This is a genomic window from Photorhabdus khanii NC19, assembly GCF_000517265.1.
Taxonomy (GTDB): Bacteria; Pseudomonadota; Gammaproteobacteria; order Enterobacterales; family Enterobacteriaceae; genus Photorhabdus; species Photorhabdus khanii.
The window spans coordinates 703,075-722,574 of record NZ_AYSJ01000002.1; the positions used below are offsets into that span (position 1 = coordinate 703,075).

At 45.4% G+C, this 19,500-nt stretch carries 13 protein-coding genes; 11 read left to right on the forward strand and 2 right to left on the reverse strand.

What is annotated here, in order from left to right; all coding sequences use genetic code 11:
• Positions 1 to 632 precede the first annotated feature (632 nt).
• From PTE_RS03210 to der, 11 genes are all read left to right on the forward strand, one after another.
• Positions 633 to 5,663, forward strand: a complete 5,031-nt coding sequence (locus PTE_RS03210; RefSeq protein WP_036843150.1) for an alpha-2-macroglobulin family protein — start codon at positions 633 to 635, stop codon at positions 5,661 to 5,663.
• A gap of 57 nt (positions 5,664 to 5,720) precedes the next feature.
• Positions 5,721 to 8,036 carry a peptidoglycan glycosyltransferase PbpC gene (pbpC, locus tag PTE_RS03215; RefSeq protein ID WP_036843152.1) on the forward strand — a complete coding sequence of 772 codons (2,316 nt, stop codon included), beginning with the start codon at positions 5,721 to 5,723 and terminating at the stop codon, positions 8,034 to 8,036.
• Between the two features lie 221 nt (positions 8,037 to 8,257).
• Positions 8,258 to 8,686 carry a nucleoside-diphosphate kinase gene (gene ndk / locus PTE_RS03220; RefSeq protein WP_036843153.1) on the forward strand — a complete coding sequence of 143 codons (429 nt, stop codon included), beginning with the start codon at positions 8,258 to 8,260 and terminating at the stop codon, positions 8,684 to 8,686.
• A 182-nt stretch (positions 8,687 to 8,868) separates the two neighbouring features.
• Positions 8,869 to 10,047, forward strand: coding sequence for a dual-specificity RNA methyltransferase RlmN (gene rlmN / locus PTE_RS03225; protein ID WP_036843154.1), 1,179 nt, complete (start codon positions 8,869 to 8,871; stop codon positions 10,045 to 10,047).
• A gap of 74 nt (positions 10,048 to 10,121) precedes the next feature.
• Positions 10,122 to 10,535 carry a tetratricopeptide repeat protein gene (locus tag PTE_RS03230; protein ID WP_036843155.1) on the forward strand — a complete coding sequence of 138 codons (414 nt, stop codon included), beginning with the start codon at positions 10,122 to 10,124 and terminating at the stop codon, positions 10,533 to 10,535.
• Between the two features lie 121 nt (positions 10,536 to 10,656).
• Positions 10,657 to 11,649, forward strand: coding sequence for a cytoskeleton protein RodZ (gene rodZ / locus PTE_RS03235; RefSeq protein WP_036843156.1), 993 nt, complete (start codon positions 10,657 to 10,659; stop codon positions 11,647 to 11,649).
• Between the two features lie 71 nt (positions 11,650 to 11,720).
• Positions 11,721 to 12,842 (forward strand): flavodoxin-dependent (E)-4-hydroxy-3-methylbut-2-enyl-diphosphate synthase, encoded by a 1,122-nt coding sequence (ispG, locus tag PTE_RS03240; protein WP_036843157.1) that lies wholly within the window; start codon positions 11,721 to 11,723, stop codon positions 12,840 to 12,842.
• A 120-nt stretch (positions 12,843 to 12,962) separates the two neighbouring features.
• Complete coding sequence (gene hisS / locus PTE_RS03245; RefSeq protein WP_036843160.1) at positions 12,963 to 14,240, forward strand: histidine--tRNA ligase; 1,278 nt, start codon at positions 12,963 to 12,965, stop codon at positions 14,238 to 14,240.
• A gap of 11 nt (positions 14,241 to 14,251) precedes the next feature.
• Positions 14,252 to 14,872, forward strand: a complete 621-nt coding sequence (locus PTE_RS03250; RefSeq protein WP_036843162.1) for a YfgM family protein — start codon at positions 14,252 to 14,254, stop codon at positions 14,870 to 14,872.
• 13 nt (positions 14,873 to 14,885) lie between these two features.
• Positions 14,886 to 16,058, forward strand: coding sequence for an outer membrane protein assembly factor BamB (gene bamB / locus PTE_RS03255; protein ID WP_036843164.1), 1,173 nt, complete (start codon positions 14,886 to 14,888; stop codon positions 16,056 to 16,058).
• Positions 16,059 to 16,220: 162 nt separating this feature from the next.
• Positions 16,221 to 17,705: a ribosome biogenesis GTPase Der gene (der, locus tag PTE_RS03260; protein ID WP_036843165.1), complete on the forward strand. Its 1,485-nt coding sequence runs from the start codon at positions 16,221 to 16,223 to the stop codon at positions 17,703 to 17,705.
• Between the two features lie 25 nt (positions 17,706 to 17,730).
• Here the strand turns inward: der and PTE_RS03265 are convergent, their stop codons facing one another.
• Positions 17,731 to 18,048 carry a protealysin inhibitor emfourin gene (locus tag PTE_RS03265; RefSeq protein ID WP_036843166.1) on the reverse strand — a complete coding sequence of 106 codons (318 nt, stop codon included), beginning with the start codon at positions 18,046 to 18,048 and terminating at the stop codon, positions 17,731 to 17,733.
• A 174-nt stretch (positions 18,049 to 18,222) separates the two neighbouring features.
• On the reverse strand, positions 18,223 to 19,350 hold the full coding sequence (gene prtS / locus PTE_RS03270; RefSeq protein WP_036843167.1) for a metalloprotease PrtS: 1,128 nt from the start codon (positions 19,348 to 19,350) through the stop codon (positions 18,223 to 18,225).
• Positions 19,351 to 19,500 lie beyond the last annotated feature (150 nt).

Consider the following 19,500-nt stretch of genomic DNA (forward strand, 5'->3'; position numbering starts at 1 on the left):
ATATGGAAAAATAGTTTGTTATATGTTGGGTGAAATTGTATTATCATAATGATTTTAATGTTTCTTGCTGTTTTAATTCTTGAGGTTATTAATCCGTAAATTATATAAATAATAGTAATGGATTATGAGTAAGTTATCGATATTATTTTGTTTAAATTTCCATTTGTGTACTTTGTTAGAAAACTAATATAATATTTAAGCTGGATGTGTTTAATCTAATAATGATATTTATATCCGGTACGATAACTCCCATTTTTTCTTTATTCAACTTATCTTAATCGTCTGTTTTAGGTTGTTATATTTTTCGTAAATTATCGGAGAGGATAATTTAATAATGGATTATATCTAATAACTTGGCAAAACAGTATGCAAGTTTTAATAAGATATATAGAGTTCTTAATCAGAGATTGAATCAATGAATTTAGATTTATTTATCATTTTTATGATATTTAATTCGTCAAAATAAGGCGTTATTATATAAACTTAATGTCTGTACGTTGTCTTACTAGTATTAGAGTAGAGGTGGTACTCAGTTGCTCATATTTTCTTGATTTAAATTTAATATATTGATTTATAAAACTATTTATTAAATCCTATCACCGATTGGTTGGGATAAGGCAGGGGTTATAGTCATGGATCAAAGTCAATTCTGGCGGTGGCCGGAAAGAAAAAAGCGTTATTTTGCAGTGATGTTAGCGTTTTTGCTGATGCTTGCTGGTTGTGACCAGTCTGACAGCACTGATAATAATAAAGCAGCTCAATCGCAGTCCACAGAAATTCAAAGCGAAAAAGCACCTCAACAGTCAAATATTCCAACAAAATCAGTAAAACAGAAAGATGCGGCATCACTGGCCGAACTGGCAAAACGTTATGCCGGTAAAGAGGTGACAATTTTGGATGCCTCGGAAGTGCAGCTTGATGGTGCCAGCGCGATGGTGGTGACATTTTCTGTTCCCTTAGATCCGAATCAGAATTTTGCTCAAAATGTCCGTTTGGTGGATGTAAAACAGGGCAAGCTTGATGGTGCGTGGGAACTGTCAGATAACATGATGGCGCTTCGCCTGCGCCATCTGCCGCCATCCCGTAAACTGCAACTGACCGTAGATAAAGGCGTTAAAGGCATCAATGAGCGTCAGCTTGAAACGGCGTATGAGAAAACCCTGACAACCGAGACGATTTCTCCGTCTGTTGGTTTTGCCAGCAAGGGCTCTTTGTTGCCAAGTAAAGTAGCTGAAGGTTTGCCAGTGTTAGCACTTAATGTGAATAGTATTGATGTTAACTTTTTCCGGATAAAAGAGACGGCATTACCCTCTTTTATCGCACAGTGGCAATATCGCAATAATCTGAACTCCTGGGAGTCTGAAGATATTCTTAAAGATGCGGAATTGGTTTATACCGGTCGTTTTGATCTTAATCCAACGTTAAATACTCGCGAAAAATTATTGTTGCCATTAAATAACATTAAAGTATTGCAGCAAGACGGTGTTTATATGGCGGTGATGCAACAGGCGGGTAAATACGTCTCTACTAATCCGGCGACAATGTTCACGTTAAGCGACATTGGGGTTTCTATGCACAGCTATTTGGATAAAATGGATGTGTTTACCCAATCGCTGGAACAAGGCAACAGCCTGAAAGGGGTGGAAGTTCGTCTGTTGGATGAGAAGGGGCAGTTATTGTCAAAAACAACGACAGACGCTGATGGACACGCGAGCCTGGAGAAAAATGCGAAAGCTAAATTATTGCTCGCTACCCGTCATAACCAAACCAGTATGATTGATTTGGTATCACCGGCGCTGGATCTGTCTGAGTTTGATATCGCGGGTCCACAAGGATACAGCAAACTGTTTTTTGTTTTCGGGCCTCGTGATCTCTATCGCCCCGGTGAGACGCTGATTGTGAATGGGCTATTGCGTGATGGTGACGGTCGGGCAATTAAAAGCCAGCCGGTTAAAGTTGATGTATTAAAAACAGATGGTCAGGTTGTCCGTAGTTTTGTCTGGCAACCTGAAAATGGGTTGTATCAGTATCGCTACACTATTCCTCAGTCAGCGGCTACCGGACTCTGGTCGCTACGTTTTGATCTGGGCGATAACAAACCCCGTTATTACAAGTTCAATGTAGAAGATTTTATGCCGGAGCGGATGGCGCTGGAAATTAGCAGTGAAACGCAACCGGTGATGAAAAACCACAGTGTCGATTTCGACATCAAAGGCCGTTACCTGTATGGTGCTCCCGCTGCGGATAATCGTCTGCAGGGGCAGTTATTCCTGCGTCCAAACCGTGATGCGGTAGCAAAATTGCCGGGTTATGAGTTTGGTGCTGCCACTGAAGAAAATCTCAGTCGTACATTGGACGAATTTGATTTGACTTTGAACAGTAGCGGTGAAGCCGCATTGAATGTCAGCGCAGACAACTGGAATTCAGTTTCTTCGCCGGTAAAAGTGATTGTTCAGGCCAGTCTGCTTGAATCTGGCGGCCGCCCGGTGACACGTCGGGTTGAACAGGCGGTTTGGCCGGCAGAAAAACTGGTTGGTATTCGTCCGCTGTTTAATCAGAAAACGGTTTATGACTATCGTACTGGTCGTGACCAAAGCCGCTACAATGTGGATGAAAATTCATTGGCTGAATTTGAGCTGGTTTATGCAGATGCCAATGGCAAAAAATATGCCGCTAAAGATCTAACCGTCCGTTTGGTTTATGAACGCCATGATTACTATTGGCGTTGGTCGGATGGTGAAGGCTGGCAGTCAGGCTATGACCAGAAAGATTTGGTGATGGCGGATGAACATATCCAGATTGCGCAGGATGGTACCGCAAAAGTCAGTTTCCCGGTTGATTGGGGATCGTATCGTATTGAGGTTATCAATCCAGAGAATCAATTGGTTAGCAGTGTTAATTTCTGGGCAGGTTATTCATGGCAGGATAATACCGGTGGTACCGGTGCCGTTCGTCCTGATCAGGTAAAATTGTCTCTGGATAAACCGGCTTATCGGGTGGGTGAGAAAGTAAAACTGCATATGGCCGCACCACAGGCAGGTAAGGGTTATCTGTTGGTGGAGTCCAGTGAAGGGCCGCTTTGGTGGCAGGAGATTGATGTACCAGAACAAGGTCTGGATGTGGAGGTTCCGGTTAATAAAGAGTGGTGCCGTCATGACCTTTATCTGACGGCGGTGGTTATTCGTCCCGGTGATAAATCCCGCCAGGCAACACCCAAACGTGCAATTGGTGTGTTACATCTGCCGTTGGCGGATGAAAACCGTAAACTGGATCTGACGTTATCCGCGCCGGAAAAAATGCGTCCGAATCAAAACCTGACAGTTAACGTCAAGGTTACACCACAGCAAGGGCAGAAATTGCCTAGACAGGTTAATGTGCTGCTTTCTGCGGTAGATACTGGAGTACTCAATGTCACTAACTTCAAAACCCCGGATCCCTATGAGGCTTTCTTTGGCCGTAAACGCTATAGCGTCGATCAATATGATGTGTATGGTCAGTTGATTGAAGGTGAAGGTCGTCTGGCAAATCTGCGTTTTGGTGGTTCTGGTGATGAAGATGCCCCTGCCCGTGGTGGTAGAAAACCATTAACTGAAGTGCAGATTATTGCTGAACAGGCACAGCCGGTGACATTAAATGAAAATGGGGAAGGGGAGATTGTTCTGCCGATTCCTGATTTCAATGGTGAACTGAGGCTGATGGCTCAGGCGTGGAGTGAAGATGAGTTTGGTCATGGTGAAAGTAAAATTGTCATTGCCGCACCGGTGATTACACAGATGGCGTTACCTCGCTTTATGGCGGGGGGTGATCATTCATTGTTATCGTTGGATCTGACCAATTTAACCGAACAGACGCAAAACTTGACCTTAAACTTTACGGCTAATGGGCTAATTAAATTAGAGGATGCGGCCAGCAAGGCAATAACCTTGGAAAAAGGTAAACGTACAACAGTGGAAATTCCTGTCATGGCTGACCATGGCTTTGGTCAGGGAGAAGTTTCCCTGACGATTAATGGCCTGAATTTGCCGGGTGAAGTTCTGAAACAGTATCAAAATAGCTGGAAGATTGGTGTGCGTCCGGCACAGCCAGCGGAAACCAGGCTGTTTGCTGAGGTTATCCGTCAAGGAGAAAATTGGCAGTTGCCGTTAGATGCCATATCGGGTTTAGCGCCAGCAACGCTCGAAGGCCAGTTGTTACTGACCAGTCGTCCGCCGTTACAGATTTCACGCTATATCCGTGAACTGTACGCCTATCCGTATGGCTGCCTTGAGCAGACTATCAGCGGACTTTATCCGTCGCTTTATTCAAATGAAGCGGAGCTGAAAAAACTGGGTATCAAAACCGACAGTGATAGCAAACGCCGGGCCAGTATTGATGAGGGTATTATTCACTTGCTCAGTATGCAGCGTCATGACGGGAGTTTTGCCTTGTGGGACCGAACCGGTGATGAAGAATATTGGCTGACGGCTTATGCTACAGATTTTTTGTTCCGTGCGAGCCAGCGAGGTTATAGCGTACCCAAGGAAGTGCTGAATTCTGCCAATACCCGTTTGCTGCGTTATTTACAGGATAAGAATGTTATTAACTATCGCTACAGCCAGAATCAGGAAGCCATGCGGTTCTCGACTCAGGCTTATGCCGGTCTGGTGCTTGCCATCCAGCAGAAAGCGTCGTTGGGGGCTTTAAGACAAATTTATGAGCGTCGTACTCAGGCTGGAAATGGTTTGTCGCTGGTACAACTAGGGGTTGCACTGAAGCTGATGGGTGATAACACCAGAGCGGATGAAGCTGTCCGCTTGGGGATCAATAAAAACCGTAATAATGATGTCGGATTGGGGGATTATGGCAGTTCCATTCGAGACAATGCATTGATTGTCGCGCTATTGACTGAAAACAATATGTTGCCAAAAGATCGTGATGAGAAATTACTGGCTTTGTCTGATGAGTTGACATCCCGTAACTATTTCTCAACTCAGGAGAGTAATTCACTCTATTTGGCCGGGCGTTTCTTTATAGATACCTCAGAACAGCCGTGGGAAGCGGGGGTTAATCAGCAGGTTCCACCGTTGAGTCGTGACAAGTCATTGAATCAATTGATGAATGCGGAACAGATTCTGCAAGGTGTTGATATCAGCAACCGTGGCGATAGCACTCTCTATTCTCGCCTGAATGTGGTGGGTTACCCGCTGCATTCACCAAAATCCTACTCAAATGTGCTGAACATTCAGCGTAGCTATCTGGATATGCAGGGTCATCCCGTTTCTATTGACCGTCTAAAAAGTGGCGAAATGGTGGTCGTGAAGCTGGTGGTCAGCTCAGATAAATCAGTACCGGATGCGCTGATTGTTGATTTACTGCCTGCCGGTCTGGAAGTGGAAAATCAGAATCTGGCTAACAGCAGTGCCAGTTTGAGTGACAGTGCCGCGAATCTCCAAGAGCTGATTGGTGATATGCAACAGGCGACTATTCGTCATACTGAATATCGTGATGACCGGTATGTGGCCGCAGTCGCGGTTGATTCCAATCAGCCAGTGACATTGCTCTATCTGGCCCGTGCAGTGACGCCGGGTGTCTACGCTATTCCCGCACCTCAGGTTGAATCTATGTATGTGCCTTACTGGCGTGCGGTAGGCTCTGCACCTGAAAAACTGGAAGTTGTCCGCTAAACCTAGTCAGCCCTTATGCTCAGGCGTAAGGGATGATTGCTCGTCAGGTATTCTTGCATGAAAAAAACGCATCACCTTATTTGGCTGATTGTGCTGTTTCTGATCCCGGCTGGTTTATGGCTGGCAGATAAAATTTGGCCTCTGCCACTGCGTGAAGTCAAAATGGCGCGTATTGTCGTAGGTGAAGATGGGACTCCGCTTTGGCGTTTTGCCGATGATGAGGGAATTTGGCGCTACCCGGTGAGGTTGGATCAAGTGTCACCGGAATATATTCAGGCATTGCTGACGTATGAAGATCGCTGGTTCTATAAGCATCCGGGGGTTAACCCGCTTTCTCTTGTCAGGGCTGCATGGCAGGACATTCGGGCCGGTAAAATTTTATCTGGTGGCAGTACGCTTTCAATGCAGGTGGCCCGGTTGATTGATCCGCATTCACGTACTTTGGGCGGTAAGTTGAAACAGATTTGGCGCACTTTACAGCTTGAATGGCACTATTCCAAAGATGAAATTCTCGAAATGTATCTCAACCGTGCACCGTTTGGTGGCACATTACAAGGCGTCGGAGCGGCGAGTTGGGCTTATCTGGGCAAACCGCCATCAGAACTCTCTGCGGGCGAAGCGGCTTTGCTGGCTATTTTGCCACAGGCCCCTAGCCGTTTAAGGCCGGACCGTTACCCTGAACGGGCACAAGCTGCCCGTGACAAGGTTATGCAACGGTTGGCGAAGTATAAAATCTGGCCGGAAGACAAAGTGGCTGATATTCGGCAAGAGATGTTATGGCTGGCTCCCCGGCAAGTGCCACAACTTGCCCCGCTTCTTGCCAGACGAATGGCTAAAGGTCACCGTCAGGAAATCATCAAAACAACCATTGATGCAGGATTACAGCGCCAGCTTGAGGATATGGCGGTGAATTGGAAGTATCAGTTACCGGAAAAAACCTCTGTTGGGGTGTTGGTGGTTGATCATACTGATATGGCGGTGAAAGCCTATATCGGCTCGCTGGATTTTCGGGATGACAGCCGTTTTGGTCATGTGGACATGATAAATTCGTGGCGTTCGCCAGGATCAACGTTGAAGCCTTTTTTGTACGCAATGGCATTAGATGATGGGTTGATTCATGGGGAATCACTGTTACAGGATGTGCCTCGCCGTTTTGATTATTACCGTCCGGGAAATTTTGACAGTGGCTTTAATGGGCCGGTCAGTGTCAGTGAAGCATTGGTTCGTTCCTTGAATTTACCTGCGGTGCAACTACTCGAAGTCTATGGTGCCAAGCGGTTTACCGCCAATCTGCGTAATGTGGGAACAGTATTGCGTTTTCCTCCCGGCAGTGAGCCTAATTTATCATTGATTCTTGGTGGAACGGCAACCCGGATGGATCAGTTGGTGGCGGCTTACTCCGCGTTTGCCCGTCAGGGGAAGGTTTCCCCCCTGAGATTTACACCGCAGCAGAAATTGCGTGACAGGCAACTGTTTTCCCCGGGCGCTGCGTGGATAGTCAGACGGATTATGGCTGGAGAAGGTCTCCCGCAACCTGATGATATATTGCCGGCACAAGTACCACTGGCCTGGAAAACGGGTACCAGCTATGGCTACCGCGATGCCTGGGCTATTGGCTTAAATGCCCGCTATACCATCGGTGTCTGGGTTGGCAGGCCGGACGGAACGCCGGTTACCGGGCAGTTCGGTTATGCCACGGCGGTTCCGATAATGAATCAGGTTAATAACCTGTTGCTGGCAAATATGCGAAATGGCGCTCAACGGATCCCCTCTGATCCACGTCCGGCAAATGTGAGTCAGGCAATCATTTGTTGGCCGGGAGGTCAGAGTCTGCCAAAGGGAGACAGTAATTGTCGCCAGCGTCGTCTGAGTTGGATTCTGGATAACACCATTCCGCCTACGTTGCCTTCTGTGGGGCAAGAAGGTATTTCTGGCATCAATGAACAGGTATGGCTGGATAAACAGGGTTTGCGTGTTGCGCCTGATTGCCCTGATGCTCAACCAAAAAATATCGCTTTATGGCCGATTAGCCTGGAATCATGGTTACCGGCGGAAGAACGGCGGGTGCAGCGTTTGCCATCGGTTAACCCTCAGTGTCCACCGCTGAAATCAGATGAAGCTCCGCTGTTGATCGTCGGCATTCATAACGGAGATGTATTGAAACGGCTTCCCGGTCTTGGCAGCCTTGATTTGCGTATTACAACGCAAGGCGGTAGTGGTGGGCAACAATGGTGGTTTCTCAATGGAGAACAGATGATGACCACAGAAAATAATCAAGGGCTTGTACAGACATTGACTCAACCGGGGAAATATCAGCTTAGTGTTTTGGATTTGGGGGGACAGGTTGATTCTGTTAATTTTACCTTGAAGTAAACGATTCAGGTAAAAGTGTGATTTGTACGAAAAAATGGTGATTTTCGCTAAGAAAAATTTAATAGAATGTTATTTTTTCTGTAGGCAACTGCCATTCGGGTCCCTATAATCAACGCCTCTTTTATCCCCGCTAGGGTTGCGGGATAAGTATTAGCCGGTTAACTTATCGGGATAAAAAATTAAAATTATCAGTTGCTTAAAAAAGAACCAAGAGGTTATCCATGACGGTTGAACGTACTTTTTCGATTATTAAACCTAATGCAGTGAAGAAGAATGCTATCGGGTCTATTTATGCCCGTTTTGAAAGCGCTGGGTTTAACATTATTGCCGCCAAAATGCTTCACCTGACCCGTGAACAGGCTGAAGGTTTCTATGCAGAGCACAAAGGCCGTCCTTTCTTTGATGGTCTGGTGGAATTTATGACTTCTGGTCCAATCGTAGTTCAGGTATTGGAAGGCGAGAATGCAGTACAACGTCACCGAGACTTGATGGGTGCAACCAATCCTGATAACGCATTAGCAGGTACTCTGCGTGCTGATTACGCAGACAGTTTTACTGAAAACGCGGTTCACGGTTCTGATGCTGTTGAATCTGCAAACCGTGAAATTGCGTATTTCTTCACAGAAGATGAAATTTGCCCACGTAATTGATTTGTCGTTACCCGTAGCATCATTGCATTAAAGTTTGTACAATGCCGCGCCCCGTTGTTAACTCAGCGGGGCGCTTATTATTTGTCACTAGGCTAAACTGATAGTGATACCCGAATTGAAACTTCGTGCGTTGAATTCATCAACGCAGAGCCGAAAGTGTAACAACGAGGCGATATAAAAAAATGTCCCAATCAAATACTGCGGCACAATTTGCTGCTTCTGTCGTGTCTGAAACTCCAGAAAAAAAAGGCGGGAAAATTAACCTGCTTGATCTGAATCGCAAACAAATGCGCCAGTTCTTCACCGATATGGGGGAAAAACCCTTCCGTGCCGATCAGGTGATGAAATGGATGTATCATTACTGCTATGACAATTTTGAGCAGATGACGGATATTAACAAAACCCTGCGGGCGAAATTGCAGCAAGTTGCTGAGATCTGTGCGCCCGAGGTAGCAGAGGAACAACGTTCAGCCGATGGCACGATTAAATGGGCTATCACTGTTGGCGATCAGCAAGTTGAAACGGTTTATATTCCGGAAGATGATCGGGCTACGTTGTGTGTCTCTTCTCAGGTAGGTTGTGCACTGGAATGTAAATTCTGTTCTACCGCTCAACAAGGGTTTAATCGTAATTTGCGGGTTTCTGAAATTATTGGTCAGGTTTGGCGTGCGGCGAAAATAATTGGCTCACTGAAATCCAGTGGTCGCCGCCCGATTACCAACGTGGTTATGATGGGAATGGGTGAACCTCTGCTCAACCTGAATAACGTGGTTCCTGCGATGGAAATCATGATGGATGATTTTGGTTTCGGCTTGTCTAAGCGCCGTGTGACGCTATCCACATCCGGTGTGGTGCCTGCGCTGGATAAACTTGGCGATATGATTGATGTCGCTTTGGCTATTTCCCTGCATGCACCGACAGATGATGTGCGTGATGATATCGTTCCTATCAACCGCAAATATAATATTGAGCAGTTTCTTGCGGGAGTGCGCCGTTATTTGACGAAATCGAATGCGAACCAGGGGCGTGTGACAGTGGAATATGTCATGCTTGATCATATTAACGATAGTGTAGAACAGGCGCATCAATTGGCTGAATGTCTGAAAGACACACCCAGTAAGATTAATCTGATCCCGTGGAATCCGTTTCCGGGCGCGCCATATGGCCGCAGTTCCAACAGCCGGATCGACCGTTTTTCTAAGGTGCTGATGGGATATGGTTTCACAACTATTGTCCGCAAGACTCGTGGTGATGATATTGATGCCGCATGTGGTCAGCTTGCGGGCGATGTGATTGATCGTACAAAACGGACACTGAAAAAACGTCAGGCAGGTGAACCTATCCAGGTAAGAACAGTCTGAATGTTGCTATGTTTTGTCATGCAGTAACTGAAATTATTGCGACAATTGCGTATCCTTAATTAAGTGGGGATGGAATGATAAGGAAATCGTTATCGGGAATGATTGTTGCTGCCGTATTATTGGCAGGATGTTCCAATCAACCGGCAAACGGAAATAAACAGCGAACAGTTGCGGCAGAAACCCGGATTCAACTGGGAATGGCCTATCTGGCTGAAGGTCATTTACCTGCCGCCAGATACCACTTTGATAAGGTATTATTGGCACAGCCAAACCATTATCAGGCTCAATTAGGTATGGCGTTGTATGAGCAATATTCCGGCCAGCCGGAAGCTGCCCGTCAGCGTTACAAAATGGCGATGCAGTATGCGCCAGGAAATGATACGGTATTGTATTATTACAGCGTTTTTCTCTGTGAGCAGGGGCAGTATGAAGAAGCCAAAATTCTGTTAACCGGGAATAATGCTGACAGGCGTATTTGTTATCAGTGATTTGCCGCTAGTAAAATAGCAAATCTATTTCGCCGCGCAGGCCATTGTATAATGTAAGGATTATCGCAAGGAGCCAGCGCGAAGTTTTTCACAACTTGGACAGTACCGCGTCTTCTTGCTAATGAATACTGAAACGACTCCAGAACAAGCTCATTTGACAGCAGGTCAGCTCCTGCGTCAGGCTCGTGAACAGCACGGGCTAACTCAACAGACGGTGGCTGATCGTCTGTGTCTGAAACTTTCCACTATCCGTGATATTGAAGAGGACAATATACCGGCCAATATGGTACCCACTTTCCTGCGTGGTTATGTTCGTTCTTATGCTAAATTGGTACAAATTCCAGAGGCGGAAATTCTGACGATTCTGGATAAGCATACCCCGGCAAAAACCGCGAAGGTTTCACCAATGCAGAGTTTTTCATTGGGTAAGAAACGTAAAAAACGTGAAAGTTGGTTGATGTGGATTACGTGGCTAATTATTCTGGTAGTGATTAGTCTGACGGGAGCATGGTGGTGGCAAAATCACATAGCTCAACAGAAAGAATTGATTTCGATGGCTGATCAGTCTGCGGTACAGATTGCCCAGAAGAAAGCCAAGGCAGCGGGTTTATCCACGGAAAGTAACGATCAGGCGACACAGTTGCAGGCTAGTGAGCAGCCATTATCTGCCGCTTCAACCGAAAATTCGGTGAAAGCGAATAATGCTGATAACAATCGCGGGGAAACGTCTCCGCCTGTAGCATCAGCTCAACATCAGGCGGTGGAACCACCTGAAACTCAGCCACAAACTGTTCCATTACCCGTTAACCGGGGTACAGCTCAAACACCGAATGTGTCTGAAAATAGTTCAACGGCAGTGGCTGACAGTAATAAACTGGTGATGAATTTCAAAGCATCTTGTTGGTTACAGGTTGCTGATGCGAATGGAAAGATGCTGTTTAGCGGAACTAAAAAGAAAGGTGACAGTCTGAGTCTCTCCGGTTCATTACCTTATAAATTAACTATCGGTGCCCCTGCTGTAGTGGATGTACAGTTCCGGGGGCAAGTTGTCGATTTAAGCCGCTTTATTAAAGAGCATCGTATTGCGCGTCTTAAAGTACCGGGAACACAATAAATGCCTTTGGCAGTTACGGCATCGTTGTCATGTTATAAGTAAGCACATGGAAGTATGGGAGAAACACCAGTATGCATAATGAATCGCCGATAAAAAGACGCAAATCTACGCGTATTTATGTAGGGAATGTGCCAGTCGGGGATGGCGCGCCCATTGCGGTGCAGTCAATGACAAACACACGCACTACAGATGTGGAAGCTACTGTTCAACAGATTAAATCGCTTGAGCGTGTTGGGGTTGATATTGTCCGTGTATCAATACCAACGATGGACGCGGCAGAAGCGTTTAAATTGATTAAGCAGCAGGCTAATGTTCCTTTGGTTGCCGATATCCATTTTGATTACCGTATCGCGCTTAAAGTTGCAGAGTATGGGGTCGATTGTCTGCGCATTAACCCTGGTAATATCGGTAATGAAGCGCGTATCCGTGAGGTTGTGGCGGCTGCCCGCGACAAAAATATTCCAATCCGTATTGGTGTGAATGGCGGATCACTGGAAAAGGACATTCAGGAAAAATATGGCGAGCCAACCCCGGAAGCACTGTTGGAATCTGCTATGCGCCATGTGAATATTCTTGAAAGACTTAATTTCGACCAGTTTAAAATCAGCGTAAAAGCGTCAGATGTATTTCTGGCGGTTGGCGCTTACCGTTTATTGGCCCGGGAGATTGATCAGCCATTACATCTTGGTATCACAGAAGCCGGTGGCGCTCGTGCCGGTTCTGTAAAATCAGCGATTGGCTTGGGTATTCTTCTGTCAGAAGGTATTGGTGATACCCTGCGTATTTCTTTGGCTGCCGATCCTGTCGAAGAAGTTAAAGTGGGTTTTGATATTCTGAAATCACTGCGTATTCGTTCCCGTGGTATTAACTTTATCGCCTGTCCAACCTGTTCTCGTCAGGAATTTGATGTTATTGGCACCGTTAATGCTTTGGAACAACGCCTGGAAGATTTACTCACCCCGATGGATATTTCAATCATTGGTTGTGTGGTTAACGGGCCGGGTGAGGCGGAGGTTTCTACTCTGGGTGTTACTGGTGCCAGAACAAAAAGTGGTTTTTATGAAGACGGAGTGCGGCAGAAAGAGCGCCTCGACAATACTGATATGATCGATCAACTTGAGGCTAAGATCCGCGCTAAGGCATCAATGCTGGATGAAAATAAGCGTATCGACATAAGTCAACTGGATAAATAATATACCTGACACTGGTTCATCGTTGTGATGAGCCAGTGTTGTTTTAGTTTGCTAATTGAAGCTCGTCCGTATTCGCTTCTATAATCAACATCATTTTTGAATTATTAACAGAGATAAGACGTGGCAAAAAATATCCAAGCTATTCGTGGCATGAACGACTACTTGCCCGCAGACACTGCCATTTGGCAGCGTATTGAAAGCACTTTGAAACGCGTGTTGGCGGGTTATGGTTATAGCGAGATCCGCACACCGATTGTAGAGCAGACCCCGTTATTCAAACGGGCTATCGGGGAAGTGACTGATGTGGTCGAAAAGGAAATGTACACCTTTGATGATCGCAATGGTGAAAGTTTGACCCTGCGTCCTGAAAATACCGCAGGTTGTGTGCGTGCAGGTATTGAACATGGTCTGCTGTACAATCAGGAACAGCGCGTATGGTATTTCGGGCCCATGTTCCGTTATGAGCGTCCACAAAAAGGCCGTTACCGCCAATTCTACCAGTTAGGGGCTGAAGTCTTTGGTCTTCAGGGGCCTGATATTGATGCTGAACTTATTTTATTGACTGCCCGCTGGTGGCGTGAGCTTGGTATTTCTGAACATGTGACGCTTGAACTGAACTCGATTGGTTCATTGGCCGCGCGGGCCAGTTACCGCGAAGCGCTGGTTGCTTTCCTTGAGCAGCATAAAGATAAGCTGGACGAAGATTGCAAACGTCGTATGTACAGCAATCCATTGCGTGTTTTGGATTCAAAAAATCCTGAGGTTCAGCAACTTCTTAATGATGCGCCGGAACTGTTTGATTATCTTGATGCCGAATCAAAGGAACATTTTGACGGCCTGCGTGCGCTTCTTGATGCGGCTGGTATCAAATACCGGATTAACCAGCGTCTGGTTCGTGGTCTGGATTACTATAACCGCACGGTATTTGAATGGGTGACAACGGCTCTGGGGGCTCAGGGGACTGTCTGTGCCGGTGGCCGGTACGATGGACTGGTTGAGCAACTGGGGGGGCGTTCTACTCCTGCTGTGGGTTTTGCTATGGGAGTGGAACGTCTGGTTCTGTTGGTGCAGGAAATGAACCCGGCATTTGTGGCGGAGCTATCAGTGGCGGAGGTTTATCTTGCTTCCTTCGGTGAAGGCAGTCAGCAGGCAGCGTTGATTCTGGCCGAACAGATACGTGACGTTTTGCCACAATTGCGCTTGGTGACTAACCACGGGGGAGGGAACTTTAAGAAGCAATTGGGGCGTGCAGATAAACAAGGCGCTAAAATTGCGCTGATCTTGGGTGAAGATGAAGTCCGTTCTGGTCAGGCTGCGATTAAAGATTTACGTACAGGCGAACAACAAACGTTGCCGCAAAGCGAAATTGCAGCTCGTTTGGCTGAATTGTTAGGTTAAGGAGAGACTCCGTGGAAGTCTATACCAATGAAAACGAACAAGTTGACGCGATCCGACGCTTTTTTGTCGATAATGGCAAAGCGTTGGTTTTCGGGCTGGTACTGGGTGCTGGCGCGCTGATTGGCTGGCGTTATTGGCAATCTCATCAGACAAATCAATTGCAGGGCAGTGCGGAAGCTTTTGAACAGGTAAATCATGGATTAATTTCCGGTGCAAAAGAGAATCATGCCGCCGCTGAGAAGTTTGCTGCTGAAACTAACAATAGTTATGGCGTGATGGCTCATATGCATTTGGCTCAACTGGCTGTTGAAAAGAATGAGCTAGCCAGAGCGGATCAATTTTTATCTGCGGCTGTTAGTCAGACAAAAAATGAAGATTTGCAGGCTCTGGCTAATATTCGTTTAGCCAGGGTTCAATTGGCGGAAGATAAGGCGGATGCTGCATTGAAAACACTGGAACAGGTGAAAGGTTCCGGTTGGGTTGCTGTGGCAGAGGATATCCGCGGCGATGCGCTGTTGAAAAAAGGTGATATTGCGGGTGCCCGTGCAGCTTATACCAAAGGTCTGGGATCAGATTCACCGCAGGCGATCAAATCGATGTTAAATCTTAAATTGAATAATTTATCCAGCTAAGGGGATCCTTTCAATGCAGTTGCGTAAAACACTCTTGGTTGGTCTGGTGGCTTCTGTTCTGTTAGCGGGTTGTTCAAGTGAGCAGGACACAGTAACGATGTCACCGTTGCCACAGGTTGAGAATCAATTTAGCCCAAGTGTTATCTGGGATAAATCTGTAGGTGATGGTGTTGGTCATTATTACTCTCACTTGACACCAACCTGGCAGGGTTCTGTCGTCTATGTCGCTGATCGTCATGGCATCGTTAAGGCGCTGGACATTGATAGCGGCAAAGAGATATGGTCGGTAAATCTAGCTGAAAAAGCCGGTCTTCTCTCTTCCCGTATCCCTGCGTTGCTTTCTGGCGGCCTGACCGTTGCTGGGAATCATTTATATGTTGGCACTGAACGTGCCAAAGTCATCGCGCTAAATACCGAAGACGGCCAGATTACCTGGGAATCTGAAGTTGCTGGAGAAGCGTTGTCGCGTCCGGTAGTGAGTGATGGCCTGGTATTGATTCATACCAGCAACGGCATGTTGCAGGCATTGAATGAGTCAGATGGAAAAGCACAGTGGTCCGTTAATATGGATACCCCATCATTATCGTTGCGTGGTGAATCAGCTCCGGCTGTGGCTTACGGTGCCGCGATCGTGGGGGGCGATAATGGTCGTGTCAACGCAGTGCTGATTTCTCAGGGGCAACTGATTTGGCAGCAACGTATTTCTCAGGTAACCAGTTCGACAGAAATCGGTCGTCTTAATGATGTTGATACAACACCGGTTATTTCTGAAGGCGTAATCTATGCGATAGCCTATAACGGTAATCTGGTGGCGCTTGACATGCGTTCAGGCCAGATCCTCTGGAAACGCGATTTGGGTTCAGTGAACGAGATGGTTGTTTCCGGTGATCGTATTTACATTGTTGATCAAAACGATCGAGTTATGAGTCTGCGTCAAAGTGATGGTGTAACGCTGTGGACTCAGACAAAATTACAACACCGCAATTTGACGGCACCTGAAATGTATAATGGCTATCTGGTTGTTGGTGATAGTGAAGGCTATTTGCATTGGCTGAATATGGATGATGGTAAGTTTGTTGCTCAACATAAAGTTGATAGCTCCGGCTTAATGAGCCGTCCGGTTGTTGCCGGTGATAAGCTGATGGTACAGGCGAAAGACGGTACAGTTTACCTGTTTACCCGTTGAGTATTTCTTACTGTCTGTTTACCGGAAATAGAGAGTAAAGAGTTGTTATAATCCTACGGCTCCTGAAAAGAACAGGGGCCGTTTCGTCTTTTTAGTGTTTTGTTGCAGCTAACGATGAGTAGCAAAATACTGATTTCAAATTTAGTCATGAGGCATTAACAAATGACACCTGTCGTCGCTCTGGTAGGGCGCCCAAATGTGGGTAAGTCCACGTTATTTAACCGTTTAACCCGTACAAGAGATGCGCTGGTAGCGGATTTTCCAGGTCTGACCCGCGATCGCAAATATGGTCGGGCCGAAGTCGAAGGACAGGAATTTATCATCATTGATACCGGTGGTATTGATGGTACAGAAGATGGTGTTGAAACTCATATGGCGGCACAATCTTTGATGGCAATTGAAGAAGCCGATATTGTTCTGTTTATGGTAGATGCCCGTGCCGGGCTGATGCCGGCAGACCACGCTATAGCAAAACACCTGCGCAGTCGCGAAAAAGCCACTTTTTTGGTGGCGAATAAAATCGATGGTATTGATATTGATACATCCGTAGCTGAATTTTATTCGCTCGGATTGGGTGATATATATTCCATCGCTGCTTCTCATGGTCGTGGTGTCACCCAACTTATTGAACGGGCATTGCTGCCTTTCTCCGGTAAAGGCGAAGAAGAAGAGGTTGAGCTGACTGAGGAAGAAGCCAACGCAGCTTATTGGGCTGCGCAGGAACAGAATGAAGTTGAAATGGCGGAAGAAGAGGAAGATGATTTTGATCCACTAACTCTGCCATTAAAATTAGCCATTGTCGGCAGGCCGAACGTCGGTAAATCTACCTTGACGAACCGTATCTTAGGTGAAAAAAGAGTTGTGGTTTATGACATGCCGGGTACTACCCGTGACAGTATTTATATTCCTATGGAGCGTGATGGCCGCGAATATATCCTGATTGATACTGCGGGTGTGCGTAAGCGGGGTAAGGTTACTGAGACGGTTGAAAAATTCTCAGTCATCAAAACCCTTCAGGCAATTGAAGATGCTAACGTTGTATTACTGGTGATCGATGCTCGTGAAGGCATTTCCGATCAGGATTTGTCGCTATTGGGCTTTATTCTTAATAGTGGGCGCTCATTGGTTATTGCGGTCAATAAATGGGATGGCATGTCACAGGAAGATAAAGAGCAAGTGAAAGAAATGCTTGATTATCGTCTTGGTTTTGTTGACTTTGCCAGAGTGCATTTTATCTCTGCTTTACATGGCAGTGGCGTGGGTAACCTGTTTGACTCGATTCTTGAGGCTTATGACTGCGCGACTCGTCGGGTAAATACTGCACTGTTAACTCGTATCATGCGTATGGCTGAAGAAGATCATCAACCGCCGATGATCCGCGGGCGCAGGGTAAAAATGAAATATGCACATGCTGGTGGCTATAACCCACCTATTGTTGTGATCCACGGTAATCAGGTCGCTGATTTGCCTGATGCTTATAAGCGTTATCTGATGAACTATTTCCGTCGGTCCTTGAAAGTGATGGGGACACCCATCCGGATTCAGTTTAAAGAAGGGACCAACCCCTTTGCTGATAAACGTAATACTTTGACGCCAAATCAGATGCGTAAACGTAAGCGTCTGATGTCTCATTTGAAAAAGCGTTAATTCTAATAAAGAAAGGGGGTGGTGATTAACCACCCTTTTTGCTGGCATCCCATATTTGAGTAATTATTTCTGGCGCGTCTAATTCTGGAAATGTGAAGTGATATTCTTCATTTCCCGTGATGATGCAGAGCAGATAATAATGTTGGTCAGGGTATGGTGATGGTGACATAGAATCAGAAAAATTCCGCTCTATAGCCTGAACAAATAGTTGTTTCTGGTGGGAAGACAGTGATTTTAAATTCACTGTTTTATCTTGGCTAAGACCAGGTGTAGCAGCAAATCCTCCTTGCAGGGAAATTGTGATCTTACTATCAGTTATGGATTCGGTGATTTTATTGTTCATGATATACCAGGTTTACACGGTTATTTTTCAGGTTTCTACAGTATAGCGTGAAATTCGGCGTTAACAATTTCAGCATCTTTCATTAGCTATCTTTTTTTATTAATAGGGGTTGCCAGGTTAAGTATTACAAATAATAGAATATCGCTGGTATTAAACCAGCGATATGTTTATAGATTACACTTTAGTTTCTTCCTTATCTTTTCCTTCATCTTTTCCCTTGTCTTTTCCTTTATCTTCGTCCTTCACTTCCACTTTAATGCCCACTTCTTGCCAACTGTCTATAGTGGCTTTTTCAACATCCTCATCAAATAAATCACGAGCATGTTTAACTGTTAACTTGGCGAAGGATAAGAAGGTAGTATCGCGTGCAAGATCTTTATCCAGCAATGTGTTGTACCATATCTTTCCTGCTTTTTCCCAGGCATATCCGCCTAATTTTATCGCGAGATTATAAAACGCTTTATTAGGAATACCTGAGTTAACATGAACACCACCATTATCTCTATAAATCGGATAGTCTTTAAAATCATCCATATGACCAGGTTGAGGATCTTTACCAAGAAGAGGATCATCATATGCCTTTCCGGGTTCTTTCATTGAACGAATCCCTACACCTTTAATACCTTTAGCCAGTAATTCTTCCCCTACAACCCAGCTTGCTTCATCAGCTTTCTGTTTTAGATAATGTTGCCTTACCAGCGAGCCAAAGACATCGGCAATTGATTCATTCAATGCGCCGGACTGGAAGAAATAGATCAAATCTGCTGTTTTTTCGATAACACCATGAGATAATTCATGGCCAATTACATCGATAGATGTGGTGAAATTATTGAAAACCTTACCGTCACCATCACCAAACACCATTTGTCCTCTACCCCAATACGCATTCATGTATTCTTTGCCGTAATGCACGGTGGCAATCAATTTCATTCCTTTATCATCTAATGAATTGCGATTAAAAACTTCTTTGTAGAAATTGTAAGTTGCTTCCAGATATTTATATGCGTTATCAACGGCTACGTCGCCATTATCTGGGTCACCTTCATCTCGTACTAAAGTTCCAGGTAATTTGGTTCCATTTTTTGCATCGTAAATACTACGATGTAGAGTATCGCTAACAACTTTATCATCAGTATTATCAATAGAGTCTGATGTTTTAATAACACTATCCAACATTAAACTCTGGGTATGATTTAATGTCATTAATACGTTATCTCTTTCACTTTCACTGTTATTCTTATAAATATTTTGAAGAATGTACGGTGGTATTAAACCTTTGTAGTTATTGTTTTGTATTTGCATAAAATATCTCCTGGAATAAATTATTAGTTATTAATTAGATGTACTCTTTAGGTACATTTTCATATTAAACACGTTTCCATCGGATAGTCATCAGGGCCAACATGCTTCTTTTATGTTAAAGGATTGTTAATAAATTGTTGTGTCATTTGT